Below are 22,126 nucleotides of genomic sequence, written 5' to 3' on the forward strand. Positions count from 1 at the left end.
TGGCGGTAGATGGCGCGGCGCGACACGCCCGGCACGGGTGCCGGGCGCACCCGTCACCCGGCCGCGCTCACGCGGTCGCCGGGGTGCTGCGCAGGTCGGCGAGGAGGCGCTCCACCTCGGCGAACGCGGCCTCCGGCAGCGGCCCGTGCGCCAGCGCGCCGAGGTTCTCCCCGGCCTGGCCGACGGTCCGGCAGCCGGGGATCGGCAGCGTTCGCGGGCTGCGGGCGAGCAGCCAGCCCAGCGCGCCCTGGGCGAGGGTACGACCGTCGGCGGTGAGCGCCTCCCGGACCCGGGCCACCCGGTCGGCCCACTCGGCACGCGGGACGCCGTCGCTGAACCAGTCCAGCCACTCGGGCGCCACCCCGCGCACGTCGTCCCCGCCACGGGCGGTCGGCGCGTCCTGGTACTTGGCGGTGAGCAGTCCCATCGCCAGCGGGCCACGGTTCAGGCTGGCCAGGTCGAACTCCGCGCAGACCGCGAGCATCTCGGCGTTGTCCCGCAGCACCGACTGGTCGTGCTGGATCGCCGCGCAGTGCGGGCCGGCCTCGGCGAACGCCCGCGCCGAGGCGGGGTCGTCGGTGCTCCAGCCGTACGCCCGGATCTTCCCCTCGCCGACCAGGTCCTCCAGCGTCTCGACCAGATCCAGCGCCTGCGGCACCGGCAGGCCGCCCAGGTGCAGCTGGTAGAGGTCGACGTGGTCGGTGCCGAGCCGGCGCAGCGAGCCCTCCAGGCTGCGCTGCGCGTACCCCGGGCTGCCGTCCTCGCCGGTGGCCTGTCGGGTCGCCTCGTCCGTGGGATAACCGAACTTGGTGGCGATCACCGCACGGTCCCGGCGGCCGGCGAGCGCCCGGCCGAGCACCCGCTCGCTGTGCCCGGCCCCGTAGTTGCTGGAGGTGTCGAAGAGGGTCGCGCCCAGCTCCAGCGCCCGGTGGATCGTGCGGATCGACTCGTCGTCGTCCACCTCGCCCCAGCCCAGGGGCTGGCTGCCCGCCCAGAACGGGCCGCCGATCGCCCAGCAGCCCATGCCGATCGCGCTGACCTCGATGCCGCTGCGGCCCAATCGTCGTGTCGTCGTCATGAAATCAGTGTCCTGTCTCGAGTGCGCTCGAAGTCGACCCGTTTTCGGCCAGCCGGGGCAGGAGCGGCGCGAGCGCGTCGACGGCGCCGGCGCGTACCACGAAGCGGGTGACGCCCCAGCGGCGCCGGTGCCCGGCCACCGCCGCCACGATCTCGTCGGCGGTCCCGATCAGCACGAACGGGGTGGCCAGCACCTCCGCCGGGGTGAGGCCGGTCTCGGCGGCCGTCTCGGCGGCGACCGCCTCGGCGTCGTCGGTGATCGCGACGTGCTGGACCAGCGCCTCCAGGACCGGCGGTGTGTCCCGCCCGGCGGTGCCGGCCGCCACGTGGGCGAGCTGCGCGTCGAGCTGGTCGGCCCGCCACCGCACCTCGTGCGCGTGCCCGTCCGCCAGCGTGCGTCCGAAGCCGGTCAGGCCGACCACGTCGGCGTGCGCGCCGGCCCACCGCAGCAGCGTGGAGTTGGCCGTGCCGAGGGTGAGCGGGATCCGGTCCTGGACCGGCCGTGGATCGTCGAGGCGGGCGGCGTATGCGGCCAGCTCCGGCGTGTCGACGGTGACCTCCTCGCCGGCCAGCAGCCCCCGGACCGCCCCGGCGACCGCCAGGCAGCGGCGGACCCGCCCGGCGACGTCGGGGCGCTCGCGCCCGACCGCCCGCCACTCACCCGGCGTGTGCCCGGCGCCCAGGCCGAGCCGCGCCCGACCGCCGGACACCACGTCCAGGGTGGCCACATCGGCCGCGAGCAGCAGCGGCTCCCGGACCCCGGCGTTCGACACGTACGAGCCGAGGCCCAGCGTGCCGGTCACCGCCGCGGCGGCGGCCAGCGCCACGAACGGGGCCGGGCCGAAACCCGGATGGTCGGCGGCCAGCAGCGCGTCGAAGCCGGCGGCCTCGACGGTGCGGGCCAGCTCGACCCAGCTCGCCCCGTCCGTGGGCCGGGCCTGTACGGAGAAGATCGCCATCGCCCCAGTCTCCGGACCCGCTCCGCTTTTCGCCGCACCCTTCTGCCAACGGCCGAACGGTGTTGCAAGGAGGGGCCCCTGCTTGACGCATCCGGTGGAGAAGGGGCCCTTCTTACACACGTCAGACCGCGTCGAGCCGCGCCAGGTCGGCGGCGGAGAGGCGGAGCGCGCCGGCCGCGACGTTCTGCGTCAGGTGCGTCGGGTCGCCGGTGCCCGGGATGGCGAGCACGTTCGGGCCCCGGGCCAGCGTCCAGGCCACCCGGACCTGGGCGGCGGTGACGCCGTGCTCGCGGGCCACCGCGAGCACCTCCGGGTGCTCCTCGCCGGTGGCCCCGGCCTCCCGCCCGCTGGTGGCGAGCGAGAAGAACGGCACGAACGCGGTGCCGTGCGCGGCACAGTCCCGGATCAGCTCGTCGTGGACCCGGCGGTAGCCGAGGCCGTACGAGTTCTGCACGCAGACCACCGGGGCGATGGTGCGCGCCTCGGCGACCTGGTGCCGGCGTACCGCCGAGACGCCGAGGTGCCGGATCAGCCCGGCGTCGACCAGCTCGGTGAGCGCGCCGAAGTGCTCGGCCAGCGGCTCCGGCCCGTGCACCCGCAGGTTCACCACGTCCAGGTGGTCCCGGCCGAGTTGGCGCAGGTTCTCCTCGACCTGCCCGCGCAGTTGCTCCGGCCGGGCCGCCGGCAGCCACTCGCCGGACGGCTCCCTGCCCGGCCCGACCTTGGTCACGATGACCAGATCCTCCGGGTACGGCGACAGCGCCCGGTTGATCAGCTCGTTGGCCGAGCGCAACGGCGAGAAGTAGAACGCGGCCGTGTCGATGTGGTTGACGCCCAGCTCGACCGCGCGGCGCAGCACGGCGACGGCCCGGTCCCGGTCGCTCGGGCTGCCGTCGGCGTTCGCGGTCAGCCGCATCGCGCCGAGACCGATCCGGTTGACGGTCAGGTCGCCGAGCCGCCAGGTGCCGGTGGCGTCGGCGTGGACGGTGTCGATGGTCATGCGGGTCCCCGTTCCTCGTGTCGTGGCCCATGGTGGGGCCGAGCGGTGACACGCAGGCCGTCCGGAGACGGTTCAACCGCCGGGCGGCTCACCCTCGTCCGGCTGCTCGTGCCAGCGGGCCCGCCAGGCCGCCTCGTGCGCCTCGTGGCTGGTCCGCTCCTCGAAGACGAGCTTCCGCAGCGCCCGCCGGCCCTCGTCGAAGACGATCACCTCGGTCGCCACCATGCCCACCGTGATGACGGTCAGCAGCGCCATCGCGACCAGGCCCGGCGTCCGCTGCGCGACCGGGACCGTCGCGCCGAGCAGCAGCACCGCCGCGACCCGGGTCCAGCTCAGCGTGCGCAGCGTCCGCGCCTGGAACAGCATGTTGCCGCAGAGGTAGCAGGCCACGCCGCCGAAGAGCAGCGGTACGGCCGGAAAGTGCGCGGACCGGGCCAGCGGCACCTGCGGGTCGGCGATGTCGTGCACGATCATCTCGGCGCCGAGCGCGAACAGGATGATGCCGGCGATCATCGGCAGGAACAGGTACGCGTACGCGTCCCGGGCCATCGCCACCCGGGGCCCGTCCCGGGCGGCGTGCAGGGCGATCCGGGCGGCCGGCCCGACCATGTCGTAGTGCGCCCACCAGAGCGCCGCGGTGAAGAAGATGCCGAGCACCGCCGCCGCCACGGCCGGCCAGGTGGGTGGCTGCCCGAGCAGGTTGCTGCCCACGCCGACCGAGATGACCGACTCGCCCAGCGCGATGATCAGGATGAGGTCGTACCGCTCGGCCCAGTGCTCGGCCGAGACGACGCCCCAGCCCCAGGTGCCGGCCAGCATGCCGCTGCCGTACTGGAGCAGCACCACCGTGGCCCACACCCCGTCCCGGACCACCGACGCGGTGAACAGGCCGTCGATCTTCGGCGGCACCAGCGCGGCGACCAGCAGCAACAGCGTGCTGCCCACCACCTCCGGGGCGAACCGGATCAACTGCCGGCGCTCGGCCGGGCTGTCCCGCACCACGTGCAGGTAGAGCAGGAGGTGCACCAGGCGCAGCACGGTGTAGCTGACCGCCGCGGCGATCGGACCGGCCGCGTTGCCGCGCGGGTCGCGGAACGCGTTCGGCAGCGACAACGCGAACGTGAACAGCGCCGCCATGCCGACCGTCATGAGCACCGGGACGAAGCCCTCGCCGAGCCGGACCCGGGTGGCGACCACGCTGTGCACCACCCACGACCACCACAGCACGGCGAGCACCAGCAGCGCGTGCAGCAGCGCGCCGCCGGTCACCTGGAGCGCGGTGGCCCGGGTGATGATGAAGAACGAGAAGACGAAGACCAGGTCGAAGAAGATCTCGAACCGGTCCACCCGGGCGCCCGGGGCCACCGGCACCGCCGGCCCGAGGCGCCCCCGCCACCCGTACCCGCCCACCGGCCGAGTCTGTCAGCGTGCGATCCGCGCCGGGGCGGAAACAACGAAGGGGGTACGCGGCCGGTGCCGCGTACCCCCTGTCGCCTCGGGCGTCAGAGACCCAGTTCGGCCTCGAAGTTGCCGGCCTCCAGCCGCTCCTTGACCGCGGTCAGGAAGCGGGCGGCGTCCGCGCCGTCGATCAGCCGGTGGTCGTACGACATGGCCAGGTAGACCATCGACCGGACCGCGATGACCTCGCCCAGCTCCGGGTCGTTGACCACGACCGGGCGCTTCACCACGGCACCCGTGCCGAGCATCGCCGACTGCGGCGACGGCACGATCGGGGTGTCGAAGAGCGCGCCCCGGCTGCCGGTGTTGGTCAACGTGAAGGTCGCCCCGGCCATCTCGTCCGGAGTGATCTTGTTGGACCGGGTGCGCTCGGCCAGGTCGGCGATCCGCTTGGCGATGCCGCCCATGTTGAGGTCACCGGCGTTGTGGATGACCGGCACGAGCAGCCCGCGCTCGGTGTCCACGGCGATGCCGAGGTGCTCGGCGGCCGGGTAGGTGATGGTGCCGCCGTCCAGGTCCATGCTGGCCTGGATGATCGGGTAGGTCTGGAGCGCCTCGATGGCGGCGAGCGCGAAGAACGGCAGGAAGGACAGCTTCACGCCGTGCCGGGCCTGGAACGACTCCTTGGCCCGGGCCCGCAGCTTGGCGACCTTGGTGACGTCGACCTCGACGACCGTGGTCAGCTGCGCCGTCTCGTGCAGCGACTGCTGCATCCGCTTGGCGATGGTCGCCCGGATCCGCGGCAGCTTCTCCGTGGTGCCCCGCTTGGCGCTCGGCTGCGGCTTGGCGGCCGGCTGGGCCGGTGCCTTCGCGGCCGGCTGCTGCTCGGTGGCGGCCGGCTCAGCCGGCTGAGCCTTGGCGGCCTTCGCCTTCTCGGCCGCCTCCAGCACGTCCTGCTTGCGGATCCGGCCACCCACGCCGGTGCCGTTGACCGAGCCCAGGTCGACGCCGTGCTCGGCGGCGAGCTTGCGGACCAGCGGCGTCACGTAGCCGGCGGCCTCCTCGCCGCCGCCCTGGGCCGGGGCGGTCGGGCGCTGCGGCGTGGCGGTCGGCGCGGCCGGCTGGGCGGCCTGCTCCGCCTTGGCCGGCTCGGCGGCCTGCTCCGCCTCGGCGGACGGCTCGTTGTAGGACATGCCCGGGGTGGGCTCCTCGACCTTCGGCTCGGGCTTCGGCTCGGCCTTGGGCTCCGGCTTCGGCTCGGGCTTCGCCTCCGCCTTGGGCTCGGGCTTGGGCTCGGGCTTCGCCTCGGCCGGTGCGGCGCCGGCCGCCCCGACGATCGCGAGCACGCCGCCGACCTCGGCGGTCTCGTCCTCGGCGACCTTGATCTCCAGCACGGTGCCGGCGACCGGCGACGGGATCTCGGTGTCCACCTTGTCGGTGGAGACCTCCAGCAACGGCTCGTCCACCTCGACGGTCTCGCCGACCTGCTTGAGCCAGCGCGTCACCGTACCCTCGGTGACGCTCTCGCCCAGGGCCGGCATGGTCACCGGGGTGCCCTCGCCGGACGACGCGGCGGGCTGGGCCGGCTCCTCGACGGCCGGCTGCTCGGCCTCGGCCCCGGGCTCCGCGGCGGCCTGCGCGGCCTGCTCCGGCTCCGGCTCGGTGCCCTCGGCGGCGGCGGTCGGCTCGGTGGCCGGCTCGACCTCCTCCGTCGAGGCGCTGCCCGCGTCCTCGCCCTCGCCGGCGATGACCGCCAGCTCGCTGCCGACCTCGGCGGTCTCGTCCTCGCCGACGACGATCCGGCTCAGCACGCCCGCCGCGGGGGACGGGATCTCGGTGTCGACCTTGTCGGTCGACACCTCGAGCAGGGGCTCGTCGACCTCGACGGTGTCACCCTCCTGCTTGAGCCAGCGCGTGACGGTGCCCTCGGTGACGCTCTCGCCGAGCCGGGGCATGGTGACCGATACCGGCATGTTCTCCAGACTCCTTCATTCCCCTGGTGGGATCATCGCCCGTCGCCGGACGCCGCGGTTGTCGTGTCAGGCGTGCGCGTGCAGCGGCTTGCCGGCCAGGGCCAGGTGCGCCTCGCCCAGGGCCTCGTTCTGGGTCGGGTGGGCGTGCACCAGCTGCGCCACCTCGGCCGGGTAGGCCTCCCAGTTGTAGATGAGCTGCGCCTCGCCGATCAGCTCGCCGACCCGGGCGCCGACCATGTGCACGCCGACCACCGGGCCGTCGTCCACCCGGACCAGCTTCACGTGGCCGGCGGTCTTGAGGATCTGGCTCTTGCCGTTGCCGCCCAGGTTGTAGTTGTAGGTCTTGACCTTGTCGGCGCCGTACTGCTCCTTGGCCTTCGCCTCGGTCAGGCCGACCGACGCCAGTTCCGGGTCGCAGTAGGTGACGCGCGGGATGCCGGCCTCGTCGATCACGGCGGGGGTCTTCCCGGCGATCTCCTCGGCGACGAAGATGCCCTGCTGGAAACCGCGGTGCGCGAGCTGGAGGCCGGGCACGATGTCGCCGACCGCGTAGACGTTCGGCACGCTGGTGCGCAGCCGCTCGTCGGTCAGCACGTAGCCGCGGTCCATCTTGACGCCCTGCTCCTCGTAGCCGAGGTTGGCGGTGGTCGGGCCGCGGCCGACGGCGACCAGCAGCAGCTCGGCCTCGACCGTGTCGCCGCCCTGAATGGTCAGCTTGACGCCGTTGTCGGTCTTCTCGACCTTTTCGAACGGCTTGCCGACCTTGAAGTTGATCTTCCGCTTGCGGAACGCGCGCTCCAGCGCCTTCGACGACTCCTCGTCCTCGGCGGCGACCAGCCGGGGCAGCGCCTCGACGATTGTCACGTCCACGCCGAAGGACTTCCAGACGCTGGCGAACTCGACGCCGATCACGCCGCCGCCGAGCACGATCGCCGACGACGGGACGCGGTCCAGGGTGAGCGCGTGGTCGCTGGTGATGATCCGCTCGCCGTCGACCTCCAGGCCGGGCAGGCTCTTCGCGTACGAGCCGGAGGCCAGGATCACGTTGCGGCCGGTGTAGCGCTTGCCGTCCACCTCGACCACGTTCTTGCCGACCAGCTTGCCGGCGCCGGCCACGAAGGTGATCTTCTTGGCGCTGCCCACCAGGCCCTGGAGGCCCTTGTAGAGGCGGGAGATCACGCCGTCCTTGTACGAGTTGACCGCCGCCATGTCGATGCCGACCAGCTCGGCCTTCACGCCGAACTGCTCGGACTCGCGGGTCTGGTCGGCGATCTCGGCGGCGTGCAGCAGCGCCTTGGTGGGGATGCAGCCGTTGTGCAGGCAGGTGCCGCCGAGCTTGCCCTTCTCGATGAGCGCGACGGAGAGATCCAGCTGGGCGGCACGCAGCGCCGCCGCGTAGCCGCCGCTACCACCTCCGAGGATGACGATGTCGAAGGTCGTGTCGTTCGGCTCGCTCACATCCAACTCCCAGGTCGCGTCGCTGCATCGGGGGTTACGGCGGAGTAACAGGTACACCCCACCTCGGTCATCTTGTCACCACCCCGGCCCGAGCGCGTACCGAGGTGCCCAACGACACGTCGGCGGCACGTACCCTTGGCATCGTCTTCGATGACGTCCGGGGGAGGAGTGGGTCCGGTGGCGCTGTTCCGACGACGCAAGCGGGTGGCCGCGGTGAGCCGTGACCGTGCCGCCGAGCGCGCCGATCTGGACCATCTCGAGAACTTCGTCCGCACCCGACGGGGCGTCGAGGCGTTCCTGGAGCCACGCACGACTGTCACCGAGACCACCGTCATGCTGATCGCCGACGACGGCGAGTGGACCCGGCGGCGGGTCGGCAGCCCGGAGGACGCCCGGCGTTGGGCGCACCGGACCGCCATCCCGATCTACGACGTGCGACTGATGGGCTACCCCCAGCGCATGCGTGACTACAACGAGCGCCGCAAGCGCCGTCCCGAGCTGTTCTGAGCGCCCCGGGCCGCAGGTGTCAAAAGGGGCCCCCGGTTAGCGGAATGCGTCAACCGGGGGCCCCTCCTTACACCTCAGCCGTTGGCGGCCACGTCGTCGACCAGGTGGAGCAGGGTGCGGACCGGCACGCCGGTGCCGCCCTTGGCCCAGTAGCCGGTGGCCTCGCCCGAGTGGTAGCTGGGACCGGCGATGTCGATGTGCGCCCAGGCCACGTCGTCGGTGACGAACTCCCGCAGGAACACCCCGCCCTGGAGCATGTGACCGGCGCGGTCCATCCCGGCGTTGACCTGGGAGATGTCCGCGACGTCGGACTCCATGCCCTTGCGCACGTCGTCCGGCAGCGGCATCGGCCAGGCCGGCTCGCCGGTCGCGTCACCGGCCACCCGGACCCGCTCGCACAGCTCCGGGCTGCCCATCACACCGGCGATCCGCTTGCCCAGCGCGATCACCTGGCCACCGGTCAGCGTCGAGGTCTCGAACAGGTAGTCGGCGCCGTCGGAGCAGGCCCGGGCCATCGCGTCGGCCAGGACCATCCGGCCCTCGGCGTCGGTGTTGAGCACCTCCACCTTCTTGCCGTTGAACATGCTGATCACGTCGCCCGGCCGGTAGCTGGCGCCCGACGGCATGTTCTCCGCCATCGGCAGGTACCCGGTGACCGTCACGTTCGGCTTGAGCGCCGCCACCGCCAGCATGGCCGCGCCGACCGCCGCCGCGCCGGCCATGTCCGACTTCATCTCCCACATGCCCTGCGCCGGCTTGATCGAGATGCCGCCGGTGTCGAACGTGATGCCCTTGCCGACCAGCGCGACCCGCTTGCCGTTGCCGCCGCCGGGCGGCGTCCAGGTGAGCTTCACCAGCCGCGGCGGCGCCTCGGAGCCCTGGCCGACGGCGAGGATGCCGCCGTACCCGCCGGCCGCCAGCGCCGCCTCGTCGAGCACCTCGACCTCCAGCCCGGCCTCCCGGGCGGCGGTCGCCACGGCGTCGGCGAACGCCGGCGGGCGCAGCTCGTTCGGGGCGGTGTTGACCCAGTCCCGGCTGGTCCGCACCGCGCCGGCCACCGTCTGCGCGCGCTCGACCTCGGCCTGGGCGGTCGCGTCGGACGCGTCCGGCACCGCGACCAGCAACTCGGACACCGGCTCGCGCCGGGCCGGCTGCGGCTTCGTCTTGTAGCCGGCGAACCGGTAGCCGCCGAGCAGCGCGCCCTCGGCGACCGCGCGCAGCGCGGCCGGCGCGTCGGCGTCGTCCGGCAGCGGCAGGGCGAGGGCGACGCGGGCCGCGCCGGCCAGCGCCCGGACCGCCGCGCCGGCGGCCCGGCGCAGGGACTCGGGGGCGGGCGCGGCGCCGGCGGGCTCCGGGCCCAGCCCGACGGCGGCGACCACCGGGGCGGTCACCGTGCCGAGCGTGGCCAGCTTGATCACCTCGCCGGGGCCACCGGTGGCGCCGAGCAGGGCCAGCGTCTCGGTCAGCTTTCCGTCGAACGCGGCGGCGATGCTCTCCGCGCCGCTGGCCAGCAACAGGGCGCCGGCGGGTGCGCCGTCGCCCGGTCCGTTCGGCTGGCTGTGCACGCCGATCACGATCGCGTCGACGGGAAGTTCGGCGGGGTCGGTGTCGACCAGGCTGAGGGTGGTGCGGGGCGATGTCACGAAAGCTACTCCGGGCGGGCCGGGCCGGCCGCGTCGTCGCGTACCGGCGATGAAGGTCTCTCCGGCGGCAACCTACCCGCCGGAGGCGTGGCTGTCCCGCCGATGCGTGTCGACGGGATCCCGCCGATGCTAACCACAGGGGGCCCGGCCGGTAAGTTGCCACCATGACCGAGGTGACCTCCGACGCTGCCGAGACCCGGCTGCGCCGTTCCCCGCTGCACGAGCGACACACCGCGCTCGGCGCGAAGTTCGCCCCCTTCGGCGGCTGGCAGATGCCGCTCGAGTACGCCGGCGGCGGCGTGCTCCGGGAACACACCGCCGTACGGACCGCTGTGGGCGTCTTCGACGTCTCGCACCTGGGCAAGGCCCGGGTCACCGGGCCCGGCGCGGCCGACTTCGTCAACGCCTGCCTCAGCAACGACCTCGGCCGGATCGCGCCCGGCCAGGCGCAGTACACGCTCTGCTGCGACGACGCCACCGGCGGCGTGGTGGACGACATCATCGCCTACCTGCACGCCGACGACCACGTCTTCCTGGTGCCCAACGCGGCGAACACCGCCGAGGTGGCCCGCCGGCTGAGCGCCGCCGCGCCGGCCGACGTGAGCGTCACCGACGAGCACGAGGCGTACGCGGTGCTCGCGGTCCAGGGACCGGGCTCGGCGGCGCTGCTCGACGCGCTCGGGCTGCCCACCGCCCACGACTACATGAGCTTCTCCACCGCCACGTCGGCCGGCGTCGAGCTGACCGTCTGCCGTACCGGCTACACCGGTGAACTGGGCTACGAGCTGGTCGTGCCCGCCGAGCACGCGGTCGCCGTCTGGGACGCGCTGTTCGCCGCGGGCGAGGACGTGCGGGCGTGCGGGCTGGCCGCCCGGGACACGCTGCGCACCGAGATGGGGTACCCGCTGCACGGGCAGGACCTGTCCCTGGAGATCACTCCGGTGCAGGGCCGCTCCGGCTGGGCGGTGGGCTGGGACAAGCCGGCCTTCTGGGGCCGGGACGTGCTGCGCGCCGAGAAGGCCGCCGGGCCGGCCCGTACGCTGCGCGGACTCGCCGCGGTCGACCGGGCCATCCCGCGCCCCGGCATGGCCGTCTACGCCGGGGACCGCCGGGTCGGCACCGTCACCAGCGGCACGTTCAGTCCGACGCTCAAGCACGGCATCGCGCTCGCGCTCGTCGACACCGACCCGAAGCTGCCCGACGGCGAGGAGCTGACGGTGGACATCCGTGGCCGGCGGGCCCGGATGCGCCTGACCAGGCCGCCCTTCGTCCAACCATCGGTGCGCTGACCGGGCCGCGCCGGGCGGACCAACCCTCGGTGCGCTGACCGGCCCGGGTCAGCCCTCGCCGCGCTCGCCGGCGTCGAGGACGGCCTGGGTCCAGCCGCCCTCCAGCACACCGGTGCCGTCCAGCACGGCCCAGTCGACCACGTCGGACGCCTCGACCACGACCGGCGAGCCGATCCGCACGCTCGGGTCGGTGGTGGCGTCGGTGGCGCTCGCGCCGACGATCCGTTCCGGGGCGTCCCACGAGGTCACCCCGGCCCAGACGTACTCCGGGCCGTCGTCGCCGGGCAGGCCGTACTTGACCACGAGCTGGCTCTCCGCCGGCAGCCCGCCGGCCAGGAACCGGGCCCGGATGTCGCCGAGCGCGGCCCGGGCGGTCGCCACCGCCCGGCTCATCGCGTCGTCCGTGCGCGTGTAGCGGATGTCGGGCTGAATGCCGTTGAACAGCGTCGCGCAGGCGGCGGCGAAGTAGCGGCCCGGCGGCCCGGGATGCCCCGGCGGCGGGTTCAGGCTGAGGAACGAGTCGGCGTCCGGGTCGGTGGCCGGGTCCAGTTCCAGCCGCAGCAGCACCGGCGCGGTCGCGCCGTGCTGCTCCGGATTGCCGTACGCGACCGCGATGTCGTGCCCGGTCACCGTGGCCAGCACCGGGAGCTGCACGAACGCCGGCACCTCCTCGCCGGCCAGCCCGTCGGTCCAGTCCCGCAGCAGCCGTCGGGCCGCGCCGGTCATCACCGCGCCCCAGGCCCGGGTGAGGTGGTCCGGCACGCCCTGGGCCTGCAACTCCAGCAGCCCGAACCGGCGCAACCCCTTGGTGGTGAACCAGAGCCCGTCGGCGTCGGAGGAGTAGGGCACCAGCACCCAGTCGACCAGCCGGATCCGGCCCTGCTCGTCCGGCAGCGAGCGCAGCGCCGCCGCCGGGTCGAGGAACTGGAGACCGAACACGTCGACCACGTCCCCGCCGACCGTCTCGGCGATGGCCGCGGCCACCGCCCGGGCCGCCCACTCGTGCGCCGGCGGCCAGCCGGGCCGGTACTCCGCCTGCACCACCACCAGGTGGGTGGCGGCGGCCAGCCGGGCGAGCTGCTCGTCGGTGGCGCCGAACGCGGCCAGCAGGTCCGGCGGAAGCTCCGGGAACTCGCTTATCGAACGCGTGTCCACGCTCATCAGCGGGCTGTCCAGCATCTGCTTGGCCAGCCCGTGCACCGGCCCGGCCAGCCGGCCGGTCAGCCCCTCCACCGCGGTCTTCGGGCTCACCCGGGGCAGCCCGTCGATCGGCACCAGGTAGGTCGCGTCGAGCGACTCCGGCACCGGTACGGGCAGGAAGTCGTCCGTGATGAGCATGCCGTCTCCCTCGACCACGCCGGTGCACTCACCCGAACGCTACCCGGCCGACCGGGCGACGATCAGCCGGTCAGCACCAGTCCCAGGTAGGACAGCGTGGTGACGACCTCCACCAGGGCCCCGAGGACGTCGCCGGTGATGCCGCCGAAACGGCGTACCAGGTGCCGGAGCAGCCCGGCCGCGACGGCGAGCGCGCCGAGCACGGCGAGCGGCCCCTGCCACGGGCGGCCCGGCGCCGCCGGCACGGCCAGCAGCGCCACGGCGATCGCGCCGAGCGCCACGACGCCCCACCCCACCGTGCCGGCGACCAGCGAGCCCAGCCCGTCCGGCCGGGCCGCCGGCACGCCACGGCGGCAGGCCAGGGCGACGGCCAGCCGGCCGGCCGCGGTGGCCGCGACCACCGAGGCGAGCGCCGCGACCGCGTCCCGCCCGACCAGTTCGGCCAGCACCGCGGTCTGGAGCAGGAGGACGACCACCAACGCGACCACTCCGAACGGGCCGACGTCCGGCTGCTTCATGATCGCCAGCGCGGCCGGCCCGCGCCGGTACGACCCGAGCGCGTCCACGGTGTCGGCCAGCCCGTCCAGGTGCAGGCCCCGGGTGAGCAGCGCGCCCAGCCCGACCGTCACCCCGGCGGCGACCAGCGGCGGGGCGAGCGCCCCGGCCAGCAGCAGCGCTCCGCCGAGCACCGCGCCGAGCAGCGCGCCGACCGCCGGGGCCAGCGCCATCGCGGCGCCGGCGGTGGCCCGGTCGACCCGGCCGGCGCGTACCGGCGCGGTGGTGAACGTGGTCAGCGCCAACCGGACGCCGTCGGCGAGCCGGCGCTCAGTCGGCACGTCGGCCGGGCGAGACCGGCTGGTCGTACCCGACCGTGGTCGGACCCGGTCCGGCCGGCTCCGGCTCGGCGAAGTCCGGCTCGTCCGCCGGACCGGCCGGCGCCTCGGAGTCGGCGTCGCCCAGCGACGGGTGCACCGGCAGCGAGGCGGCGAGCGTCAGCGCCGAGCGCAGCAGCGGCAGCGCGGCCAGCGCGGTCGCCCCCTCGCCCAGGTCGAGCCGCAGATCCAGCAGCGGAGTCAGGCCGAGCACGTCGGCGGCGAGCCGCACCCCGGGCCGGCCGCCGTGGTCGGGCAGCAGGCACCAGTGCCGGGCCTGCCCGGCCAGGTCGCGGCTGACCATGCCGGCGGCGGTGCCGACCGGCCCGTCGAGCAGCACCGGGACGCGCCGGGCGGTGGCCCCGAGCAGCACGCCGGTGGCCGTCGCGATGTCGCCGCCGCCCAGTTCCGCCAGGATGTCCTTGGCCTCCCGGGGGGAGCGTCGGGTGCGGTGCAGCGCGTCCCGGACCGCCGCGCAGCGGACCATCCAGGCGTTGTCGTCGATCTCGCCCTGGTCGTTCACCACCCGACCGAGCACCGCCGGTGGTTCCGCGCCGGCGGTGGCCGCCAGCACCGCCGCGGCGGCTGCCTCGGCGCCGGCCCCGCACGCCGCCAGCACCAGCAGTTGTACGCCCGCGTCGGCGGCCTGCTCGGCCAACCGCCACCCGTAGCGCAGCGCGGCCTCGACCTGCTCGCCGGTGAGCGCCGGGCCGTCCTCGAACGGCGCCGAGGCGGGCGCCTCGACGACCTGGAGGCTGGCGCCGTTCTCGGCGGCCAGCCGGGCCAGCGCGCCCCGTCCGGCGCGCGCCTGGCGGGCACGCCGCGCCGACTCGCCGGCCACCGCGCCGGCCGACGCGCCGCCTTCGTGGTCGCCGTGCAGCAGCAGCACCCGGACGGCGGCCCAGGGACGCGGGTTCGCGCTGCCCTGGGTGGCGGCGGCGAAGCCGACCACCTGTTCCAGCACGCCCAGACCGGCGCCGGGAACGTCGAGCGTGGCGAGCCGGTCGACCGCCTGCGGGCCGGTGTAGTCGTCCGGCATCGGCAGTTCCATGCCCGGCTGGATGACCAGGCCGGTGGCGATCATCGGCAGCGCCATGGTGGGGGCGGCCCAGTCGCCGCCGGCGGTCGTGCCGCCCGGCGTGGCGGCCGGTGGCGGCGTCGCGGCCGGGGTGAGCACCTCGGGCAGCGCCACGTCGTCGACGCCCCGACCGCCGGCCGCGTGCCGTGGCTCGGGCGACGCGCCGACCGTGCCGGCCGGGTGGATTCCGTCCGTGGCGGCGGTGACGGCTCCGGCTCCGCCGGTGGCGGCGTCGGTCGCGCCCCCGGCCGGGTAGGCCCCGGCGGGGGCGAAGGCGTCGGCCGGGGCGTGGGCCGCCGGCGGGTGCGCCGGCACGGTCGGGAGTGACGCGGCGGGCGGCTTGAGCCAGGCGGTCTGCCCGGCCACCACGAGCGCGACCGCGTCGCAGGCGTCGGCCACCGCCCGGTTGGTGGCGCCCAGCGCGTCGGTGAACGCCCGGCCCAACGGCGTGGTGGGCACCAGGGACAGACCCACCTCCGGGCTGACCAGCACCAGCCGGGCCTCGCTGGCCCGCACCGCGGCGGCCAGTTCGGCGACGGTGGCGGTGTCGTCGGCCGGCTGGTGGGCCGGATCGAGCAGCACGGTGACCCAGCCGCCCAGATCGTCCACGAGCAGCGTGTCGTTCGGGCCGGCGGCGGTGATCACCTCGGCCAGCCGACCCGGATCCGTCGCGGTCTCCTCGGTGGTCCAGCTTCCCGGCCGCCGGGCGCGGTGCGCCGCGAGGCGGGTCGCCCACTCGGTGTCCTCCGGATCCCCGGCGGGGGCGGTGGCCACGTAGCGGACCATGGGCGCGTCGGCGACCAGGGACTCGGCGAACTCGGACTTGCCGGAGCGGATACCGCCGAGCACCAGGAGGGTGTGCCACCCGTCAACGGACATGCCCGTACCTTAGTTCTCCCGCCCCCGTCCCGCCCCACCCCCTCCCAGCGCCGATCTTGCGGTTGCTGCCCGCGGGGCGCGGCAAATGCCCCGTTCTGTCGGGGCAGCAACCGCAAGATCGCGGGAGCGGCGCGGGCTGTGGCGCGACGGGCCGACTAGGCTTGCGGGGGTTTCCGGTCCTGCGGGGCGACGGGCGGCGAGGGGAGACGCGGCATGGCGTGGAGCTGGCGGTACGAGGGCGCGAACGGCGACCCGGTCGACGGGCCGGGCGAGTCGTTCCCGAGCCAGGCGGACGCCGAGTCCTGGATCGGCCAGACCTGGCGGGAGCTCGCGACATCCGGCGTCACCTCCGTCGTGCTGGTCGAGGACGACCGGGTGGACTACCGGATGAGCCTGCAACCCCCGGCCGAATGACGGGCTACGACCGCCCGGGCGACCCGCTGATCCTCGGCGTGCCCCGGGCGGCGTTCCGGCCCAGCCCCATCTTCCTGGCCCTGGTCGCGCTCTTCGCGGCCGGCGGGGTGATGACCTGGAACCGGTACGGCAACGTCCGGTTCGACGTGTTCCTCTTCGTGGTCGCCGGCTGGCTGGTCTCGCTCTGCCTGCACGAGTACGCGCACGCCGTGGTCGCGTACCGGGCCGGCGACCGGGACATCGCCCACCGGGGCTACCTGACGCTCAACCCGCTGAAGTACACCAGCCCGCTGCTGTCGATCGTGTTGCCGGTGGTCGTGGTGCTGCTCGGCGGCATCGGCCTGCCCGGCGGCGCGGTCTGGGTGGACCGGCACGCCATTCCCGGGCGGCTGCGGCACACCCTGGTCAGCCTCGCCGGGCCGGCCACCAACGTGGTGTTCACGCTGGTGCTGGTGGCGGCCGTGACGTGGGGGCCGGCGCTGGGCGGGCCGCTGGAGTTCTGGGCCGGCGTCGCGCTGCTCGCGTTCCTCCAGCTCATGGCCAGCGTGCTCAATCTGCTGCCGGTGCCGGGCCTGGACGGCGGCAACATGATCCAGCCCTGGCTCAGTCCCGCCTACCGGCGGATGTACGACCTGTTCGCCCCGTACGGATTCATTCTGCTCTTCGCGTTGCTGTGGAGCCCGCAGATCGGCGGCGCGTTCTTCGGCGGGGTCTTCGCGGTCGGCGACGCGCTCGGCCTCCCACCGGACCTCTACCGGCTGGGCCTCTACCTGATCCGGTTCTGGCAGGGCTGACGGAGCTGCTCCGGTCGGGCCGGCGGGGTGTGCGCCGGTCGTCCCCGGGCCGACGGCGACGCCGGCCCGGGGACGACTGACGTCACGGACGCCGCGCCGGGCTGTCCGTCTTCGCCGGGTCCCGCTCGACGACCGGCTCGACGATGTCGTCGATCGCCTTGAGCAGGCCGGCGTCGAGCTTCACGCCCGCCGCCTTCACGTTGTCGTGCACCTGCTCGGGCCGGGACGCGCCGATGATGGCCGAGGACACGTTCGGGTTCTGCAGCACCCAGGCGACCGCGAGCTGCGCCATGGTCAGCCCGGCCTGCTCGGCGAGCGGCTTGAGCTGCTGCACCCGGGTGAGCACCTCGTCGGACATCCACCGGGCGATGAAGTTCGCGCCGGACTTCTCGTCGGTGGCGCGGGAGCCGGCCGGCGGCGGCTGGCCGGGCAGGTACTTGCCGGAGAGCACGCCCTGCGCCATCGGCGACCAGACGATCTGGCCGATGCCCAGCTCCTCGCTGGCCGGAATCACCTCGGCCTCGATGACCCGCCACAGCATCGAATACTGCGGTTGGCTGGAGACCAGCGGGATGCGCAGCTCACGGGCGAGCGCGTGCGCCTCGCGCAGCTGCGCCGCCGTCCACTCCGAGACGCCGATGTAGTGCGCCTTGCCGGCGTGCACGACGTCGGCGAACGCCTCCATCGTCTCTTCCAGCGGGGTGCTGACGTCGAAGCGGTGGGCCTGGTAGAGGTCGACGTGGTCGGTCTGCAGGCGGCGCAGCGAGCCGTCGATCGACTCCATGATGTGCTTGCGGGACAGGCCACGGTCGTTGCGGCCCGGCCCGGTCGGCCAGTACACCTTGGTGAAGATCTCCAGCCCTTCGCGGCGCTCGCCGGCCAGCGCGCGGCCGAGCACCGACTCGGCGCGGGTGCCGGCGTAGACGTCGGCGGTGTCGAACGTGGTGATGCCGTTGTCGAGGGCGGCCCGCACGCAGGCGACCGCCGCGTCCTCCTCGACCTGCGAGCCGTGGGTGATCCAGTTGCCGTACGAGATCTCGCTGACCATCAGGCCGGAGCGGCCCAGGTGTCGGAATTCCATGCTCCGACCCTAACTCCGTCCGGCGGCCGGCACCCGTCGTGGCTCCCCGGGTCAGAGCACCGGGTTCGCGTCGGCGAGCAGTCGGTCGATCTCGTCGGCCACCGCGGCCCGCCCCGGGTGCACCGGGTCGATCAGCGGCTCGCCGTGCCGGTCCAGCGCGCCCCAGCGCCCCGCCTCGGTGGCCACCAGGAACGCCACCGGGTGGATCACCAGCGTCGGGTACGCGGGCGCCACCCGGACCCGGCCGTTGCGGTCCACCACGCCCCGCCGGCCGGCCAACTCGACCACCGCCAGCCCTTCCTCGGTGAAGCCGTCCAGGTGCCGGCCGTCGGCCAGCGGCGTGCCGAGACCGTGGTAGCGGGTCGGCACCACCACCTCGCCGGCGTGGTCCACCGCCCCCCAGCCGCCGTTCTGCCGCACCGCGGCCAGACCGTTGCGGAACGGCCGGACCTCCTCGTAACCGGGCGGAATCTTCACGATGTTCGTCCGGTCGACGGCCATCCACCGGCCCTTGCCGTCCATGCTCACCCACGACAGGCCCTCGGCGAACGCGCCCACCGAGCGGTAGCCGTTGTTCGCCTCGATCAGCGCCGCCCCCGACGTGTCGATCAACGCCCAGCGGGACGCCTCCGGCCGCCGGACCCAGGCCAGTCCCTCGTGGAACGGCTGCACCTCGGCGTACCGGTGCCGGATCACCATCTCACCGTCGGCGTCCGCGTACCCCCAGAGCTCCTGCTCCTCGTCGAACGTCGCCACCGGGTACCGCGGCGTGCCGAGCACCTCCGCCCGTCCGCGCGGCGCCGGCCCGAACCCGTCGCGCGCCGCCCGCGCCGCGACCGCGTCCAGCGCGACCAGGGTCCGCGCGTTCAGCGCCGCGTCCTCGCCCCGGCGCAGGTCCAGCGCCCGCTCGAAGTGCAGACACGCCTCGGTCAGCCGGCCCTGGTCGTAACAGCAGCGACCGGCGTGCTCGTGCAGCAGCGCACGCAACCGGTCCGGCAGTTCCGCCGAGTTGGCCTCGGCGAACAGCCGGTCGGCCTCCGCGTACTCGCCGCGCCACCGCAGCACCTCGGCCAGCCGGGCGCGGGCCAGCGCGGTCCGCCGCAACTCACCGGTGGCCTCCGCGTACGTGAGGGCCAGCCGCGCGTCGGCGACCGCGTCGTCGGCGTCACCGAGGACCCGGGACGCCACCGCCCGCAGGCTGAGCAGCCGGGCCCGGCTGCGGTTGTCCAGCGCGGTGTCGAGCTTGCCGGTGAGCCCGTCCCGGATCCGCCGCAGCTCCGCCGGATCGGGTGCCTCCTCGCGCAGCGTCTCCGGGTGCAGCCGCCAGCCGACCGCGGCCAGGGCCCGCTCCGGGCCCACCGGACGGGCCGGTGCCGGTTCGTCGCCCGCCGGCCCCGATTCCGGGGTACGCGTGTCAGCCGGCCCGTCGGCCTCGTCCCCACGTACCGGTTCGGTGTCGGCACCTGTCGACGCCGAACCGGTCGGCTCGGATGCGCCCCGCCCTCCGCCGGCCGTGTCGGTGCTGCTGGTCGTGTCGGTGGTGCTGGTCGTGTCGGCGGCTCGGGTCGTGTCGGCGGTGCTGGTCGTGTCGGCGGCGCGGGTCGTGCGGGGGAGAGGGAAGCCGGCGGGCGTGGCGTGAACCTCGGCCGTGCCCGAGACTTCGGTGCCGGTGCCGGTGCCGGTGCCGGTGCCGGTGCCGGTGCCGGTGCCGGTGCCGGTGTCGTCGGTCCGGGGCGGGCCGGTGGGGCGCGTGGCGGTCGGGGTCGGGCTGCCGGCCAGGGTCGTGCCGGGGGCACGCGAGCCGGTGGTAGCGCCGTCCACCCCGGCCGGGCCGGCGGACTCCGGGTCGGTCGCGGCGACGCTCGGGGCGGCGTCGGGCGAACTCGTGGACGGCCCAACCGTATTTTCTCCGGCCGGAGTGGCAGCGGTGGAATCCGCGGCGGTCGACGGCAGAAGGACCGAATCTTCTTCGGCGGCGGCTGGACGACGCGGCTCTTCCTCAGTGCGGGTGACCCCGACAGGTCGCTCCTCGCCGGCTGTCGTGACTCCTCGGTCCGATACCGGTCGGAAGACATCTCCCGGCCCACTGCCGTGTGTGCCGTCCTCGACCGCCGTGTCGTCGCGGCTCGGGGTGTCGCCGATCAGGTTGTCGACGCTCGGGGCGTCGCCGGTCAAGCTGTCGTCGGTCGGGACGTCATCGGTCAAGTTGTCGTCGGTCGCGTTGCCGGCGGCCCGTTCGTCGCGGATCCGGCCGTCGCCGGCCCGCTCGTCACCGGTCGGGGCACCCATGATCGGCGCGGGGCCGGGTGCGGCGGCGTCAGCGGGCAGGTCGCCCGGCACCACCTGCCCGCGCCCGTCGCCGTCCGCACCGGTGCTCCCGGGCCCCGACGACGGCGCGGTCGGGTTCGCTGTCGCTTCCGAGGGGACGGTCATCCCCGCGACCGCCGAGACCTGCGACAGGGCATCCGGGTACGCCACGGCGTCGGTCCCGGTACCCGGCTGGACGTGGGCGACCGCGTATGCCGTGGCGTCTGTCTCGGCGCGTGGTTCGTCGGCGACGATCGCGTGTGACGGGCCGCCAGCGTCGGTGTGCGGGGGGTCGTCGGTCACCGCGTCTGACCCGAGGTCGGTGCCCGGGCTCGCGTGCGGCGCGTCGTCAACCACCCGGACCAGCGCGCCGTCGGCGAGCCTGACCAGCGCGTCGTCGGCCACCGTGATCGGCGCGTCGTCGGTGCCCGTGTGCGGCGTGTCACCGACCAGCGCGACCGGCTCATCGCCAACCACTGCGTTCGGCGTGTCATCGGTGCCCGTGCCCGTGAGCGGCCCATCGTCGGCCACCGCGACCGGCGCGTCGTCGGCCCCGGTGCGGGTCGCCGCGGCATGGCTGGTCGTGCGGGCGTCACGATCGTCGGTGAACGCGTCGCTGCGGGTGGTCGTGCGGGCATCGCCGTGGTCGGTGAACGCGTCGCTGCGGGTGGTCGTGCCGGCGTCCCCGTCGTCGGTCAACGTGCCGACCTGGCCGGGCCTGACGGTGTGGTCCGCGGTCGGCTCTTCGGCCGGTGCCGGCCGGTCGTGACCGGCGGGTGGTACGGAGCCGGTGGCCGGGACAGCCGGCGTGGGGGTTCTAGGGTCGGCAGACGGAGTGGACGATGTCGGCGTCGGGGATTCGGCAGGCGTCGACGCCGGGGACGCCGACGGACGCGCATCGGGAAGCGGCACCTCGGTTGCCGCGGCGGCGACCGGTTCGGCCGGCGGGTCGACATCGTCGACGGAGGTGGAGGTGGAGGTGGGCCCGGTGCCCTCGGCTCGTTCGGTGGCCCGGGACGCGGGGCCGATCCCGGACACGACCGCCGAGTCGTTCACGCTCTCAGGTCGATAGCGGTCGTCGGTCACACCCGTCGGTTCGGCGGGCGCGATCGAAGCGACGCGCCGCTCCGGTCCGGCCTGCGCGGCAGCCGGGTTCTCGTCCGCAGGCACGACACCCGGATCCTGATCCGCAGGTGCGGCAGTCCGGGCCCGGTCGGTCGGTACGGCGGTCTGAAGCTGGTCCGTCGGCGCGTGGCCGGTCGGGGAAACGGCGGGGGCAGGCTCTGCCGGCAGGGTCGCCCCGGCGGAAACGGACGGCGCAGCCTGCGCCTCGGCACGGTCCGTGTCGCCGGGTTGGCCGTCCCGCCCGCCGGTCGTCGCCGGCTTGCTCGGCCGGAACCATGCCTCCGCGCCGGAGTCCCTCGGCTGCGGTGCCGGACCCGCCTCGGGTGCCGGCGGGCGGTACCGGGCGGGCTCCCGCCGGTCCTGAGTCGGGTCAGCAGCCGTGCCACCGGCTGTCGCGCCGGCTGTCGGGCGTTCATTCCCGACCGAAGCGGCCGGCCCGGCATGTGGCGTTCGAACCTCGGCCGGACCGGAGGGGCCGGATCTGGCCGGGCCACTTCCGGATGTCGGCCCGGATGCGGGGCCGGGATAGGCAGGCGGAGCCGGGCGAGCGGGAGCGGTCGGGGCCGGGCGAGCGGGAGTGGTCGGGGCCGGTGCGTCGGCCGCCACCCCGGGCGCGGACGCTCGGGCCGCGGGTGCCGCCGGCCGGCTCGCTCCGGGCACTGCGGTTCCGGGCACTGCGGTTCCGGGCCCGGTGGTTCCGGGCACTGTGGTCCCGGGCACTGTGGTCCCGGGCGCGGCGGTTCCGGGCACTGTGGTTCCGGGCGCGGCGCTTCCGGGCACGGCGCTTCCGGGCACGCCGGAAACCGGAGCATTGGCGGCCGGTCCGGGTGCGGCCGGTCCGGTGGGGACCCGGCGATCCTGTTCGGCAGCCGGCCGACGGATCTCGTCGTAGCGACCGGGGGCCGGGGGAGCGGACCGCCGTGGCTCGTCGGGT

Annotated in this window: 16 protein-coding genes; 4 read left to right on the forward strand and 12 right to left on the reverse strand. The window is 74.8% G+C overall.

The window, feature by feature from the left end:
* Positions 1-67: 67 nt before the first annotated feature.
* The 6 genes from ACIA6B_RS05415 to lpdA all read right to left on the reverse strand — a co-directional run bounded on the left by ACIA6B_RS05415 (position 68) and on the right by lpdA (position 7,865).
* Positions 68-1,078: an aldo/keto reductase gene (locus tag ACIA6B_RS05415; RefSeq protein ID WP_396771260.1), complete on the reverse strand. Its 1,011-nt coding sequence runs from the start codon at positions 1,076-1,078 to the stop codon at positions 68-70.
* Positions 1,079-1,082: 4 nt separating this feature from the next.
* Complete coding sequence (locus ACIA6B_RS05420; protein WP_396771262.1) at positions 1,083-2,036, reverse strand: LLM class flavin-dependent oxidoreductase; 954 nt, start codon at positions 2,034-2,036, stop codon at positions 1,083-1,085.
* A gap of 121 nt (positions 2,037-2,157) precedes the next feature.
* A complete protein-coding gene (locus ACIA6B_RS05425; protein ID WP_396771264.1) occupies positions 2,158-3,036 on the reverse strand; it encodes an oxidoreductase in 879 nt (292 codons plus the stop codon).
* A 72-nt stretch (positions 3,037-3,108) separates the two neighbouring features.
* Positions 3,109-4,446, reverse strand: coding sequence for a low temperature requirement protein A (locus tag ACIA6B_RS05430; protein WP_396771266.1), 1,338 nt, complete (start codon positions 4,444-4,446; stop codon positions 3,109-3,111).
* Between the two features lie 92 nt (positions 4,447-4,538).
* Positions 4,539-6,407, reverse strand: a complete 1,869-nt coding sequence (gene sucB / locus ACIA6B_RS05435) for a 2-oxoglutarate dehydrogenase, E2 component, dihydrolipoamide succinyltransferase (protein WP_396771268.1) — start codon at positions 6,405-6,407, stop codon at positions 4,539-4,541.
* 66 nt (positions 6,408-6,473) lie between these two features.
* A complete protein-coding gene (gene lpdA, locus ACIA6B_RS05440; protein WP_396771270.1) occupies positions 6,474-7,865 on the reverse strand; it encodes a dihydrolipoyl dehydrogenase in 1,392 nt (463 codons plus the stop codon).
* A 177-nt stretch (positions 7,866-8,042) separates the two neighbouring features.
* On the opposite strand from lpdA, the gene ACIA6B_RS05445 reads away from it, so the two are divergent.
* The gene (locus ACIA6B_RS05445) at positions 8,043-8,372 is read left to right on the forward strand and encodes a hypothetical protein (protein WP_107161658.1); all 330 of its coding nucleotides are present in this window, start codon (positions 8,043-8,045) and stop codon (positions 8,370-8,372) included.
* 74 nt (positions 8,373-8,446) lie between these two features.
* Here ACIA6B_RS05445 and ACIA6B_RS05450 read toward each other — a convergent pair whose 3' ends face one another.
* Positions 8,447-10,015 carry a leucyl aminopeptidase gene (locus ACIA6B_RS05450; protein WP_396771272.1) on the reverse strand — a complete coding sequence of 523 codons (1,569 nt, stop codon included), beginning with the start codon at positions 10,013-10,015 and terminating at the stop codon, positions 8,447-8,449.
* Positions 10,016-10,179: 164 nt separating this feature from the next.
* Between ACIA6B_RS05450 and gcvT the strand changes: the two genes are divergently transcribed.
* On the forward strand, positions 10,180-11,304 hold the full coding sequence (gene gcvT / locus ACIA6B_RS05455; RefSeq protein WP_396771274.1) for a glycine cleavage system aminomethyltransferase GcvT: 1,125 nt from the start codon (positions 10,180-10,182) through the stop codon (positions 11,302-11,304).
* 48 nt (positions 11,305-11,352) lie between these two features.
* On the opposite strand, the gene ACIA6B_RS05460 is transcribed toward gcvT, so the two are convergent.
* From ACIA6B_RS05460 to ACIA6B_RS05470, 3 genes are all read right to left on the reverse strand, one after another.
* Positions 11,353-12,642, reverse strand: coding sequence for a DUF2314 domain-containing protein (locus ACIA6B_RS05460; RefSeq protein WP_396771276.1), 1,290 nt, complete (start codon positions 12,640-12,642; stop codon positions 11,353-11,355).
* A gap of 62 nt (positions 12,643-12,704) precedes the next feature.
* Positions 12,705-13,478, reverse strand: a complete 774-nt coding sequence (locus ACIA6B_RS05465; protein WP_396771278.1) for an adenosylcobinamide-GDP ribazoletransferase — start codon at positions 13,476-13,478, stop codon at positions 12,705-12,707.
* Positions 13,468-15,471, reverse strand: coding sequence for a bifunctional adenosylcobinamide kinase/adenosylcobinamide-phosphate guanylyltransferase (locus tag ACIA6B_RS05470; RefSeq protein WP_396771280.1), 2,004 nt, complete (start codon positions 15,469-15,471; stop codon positions 13,468-13,470). The genes ACIA6B_RS05465 and ACIA6B_RS05470 overlap by 11 nt, the downstream gene beginning before the upstream one ends.
* 213 nt (positions 15,472-15,684) lie before the next feature.
* On the opposite strand from ACIA6B_RS05470, the gene ACIA6B_RS05475 reads away from it, so the two are divergent.
* On the forward strand, positions 15,685-15,885 hold the full coding sequence (locus tag ACIA6B_RS05475; RefSeq protein WP_107159991.1) for a hypothetical protein: 201 nt from the start codon (positions 15,685-15,687) through the stop codon (positions 15,883-15,885).
* Positions 15,882-16,679: a site-2 protease family protein gene (locus tag ACIA6B_RS05480; RefSeq protein ID WP_396771283.1), complete on the forward strand. Its 798-nt coding sequence runs from the start codon at positions 15,882-15,884 to the stop codon at positions 16,677-16,679. The genes ACIA6B_RS05475 and ACIA6B_RS05480 overlap by 4 nt, the downstream gene beginning before the upstream one ends.
* An 82-nt stretch (positions 16,680-16,761) precedes the next feature.
* Here ACIA6B_RS05480 and ACIA6B_RS05485 read toward each other — a convergent pair whose 3' ends face one another.
* The gene (locus ACIA6B_RS05485) at positions 16,762-17,760 is read right to left on the reverse strand and encodes an aldo/keto reductase family protein (protein ID WP_281936773.1); all 999 of its coding nucleotides are present in this window, start codon (positions 17,758-17,760) and stop codon (positions 16,762-16,764) included.
* A 51-nt stretch (positions 17,761-17,811) separates the two neighbouring features.
* On the reverse strand, positions 17,812-20,766 hold the full coding sequence (locus ACIA6B_RS05490; RefSeq protein WP_396771285.1) for a WG repeat-containing protein: 2,955 nt from the start codon (positions 20,764-20,766) through the stop codon (positions 17,812-17,814).
* Positions 20,767-22,126 lie beyond the last annotated feature (1,360 nt).

The organism is Micromonospora sp. NPDC051141 (assembly GCF_044455765.1).
Classification (GTDB): domain Bacteria; phylum Actinomycetota; class Actinomycetes; order Mycobacteriales; family Micromonosporaceae; genus Micromonospora.

What these genes read in the sequence shown, in the direction of transcription:
- ACIA6B_RS05415 (WP_396771260.1), bottom strand. Translation starts at nt 1,078, where the DNA reads ATGACGACGACACGACGATTGGGCCGCAGCGGCATCGAGGTCAGCGCG.
- ACIA6B_RS05420 (WP_396771262.1), bottom strand. Translation starts at nt 2,036, where the DNA reads ATGGCGATCTTCTCCGTACAGGCCCGGCCCACGGACGGGGCGAGCTGG.
- ACIA6B_RS05425 (WP_396771264.1), bottom strand. Translation starts at nt 3,036, where the DNA reads ATGACCATCGACACCGTCCACGCCGACGCCACCGGCACCTGGCGGCTC.
- sucB (WP_396771268.1), bottom strand. Translation starts at nt 6,407, where the DNA reads ATGCCGGTATCGGTCACCATGCCCCGGCTCGGCGAGAGCGTCACCGAG.
- gcvT (WP_396771274.1), top strand. Translation starts at nt 10,180, where the DNA reads ATGACCGAGGTGACCTCCGACGCTGCCGAGACCCGGCTGCGCCGTTCC.
- ACIA6B_RS05460 (WP_396771276.1), bottom strand. Translation starts at nt 12,642, where the DNA reads ATGCTCATCACGGACGACTTCCTGCCCGTACCGGTGCCGGAGTCGCTC.
- ACIA6B_RS05470 (WP_396771280.1), bottom strand. Translation starts at nt 15,471, where the DNA reads ATGTCCGTTGACGGGTGGCACACCCTCCTGGTGCTCGGCGGTATCCGC.
- ACIA6B_RS05475 (WP_107159991.1), top strand. Translation starts at nt 15,685, where the DNA reads ATGGCGTGGAGCTGGCGGTACGAGGGCGCGAACGGCGACCCGGTCGAC.
- ACIA6B_RS05480 (WP_396771283.1), top strand. Translation starts at nt 15,882, where the DNA reads ATGACGGGCTACGACCGCCCGGGCGACCCGCTGATCCTCGGCGTGCCC.
- ACIA6B_RS05485 (WP_281936773.1), bottom strand. Translation starts at nt 17,760, where the DNA reads ATGGAATTCCGACACCTGGGCCGCTCCGGCCTGATGGTCAGCGAGATC.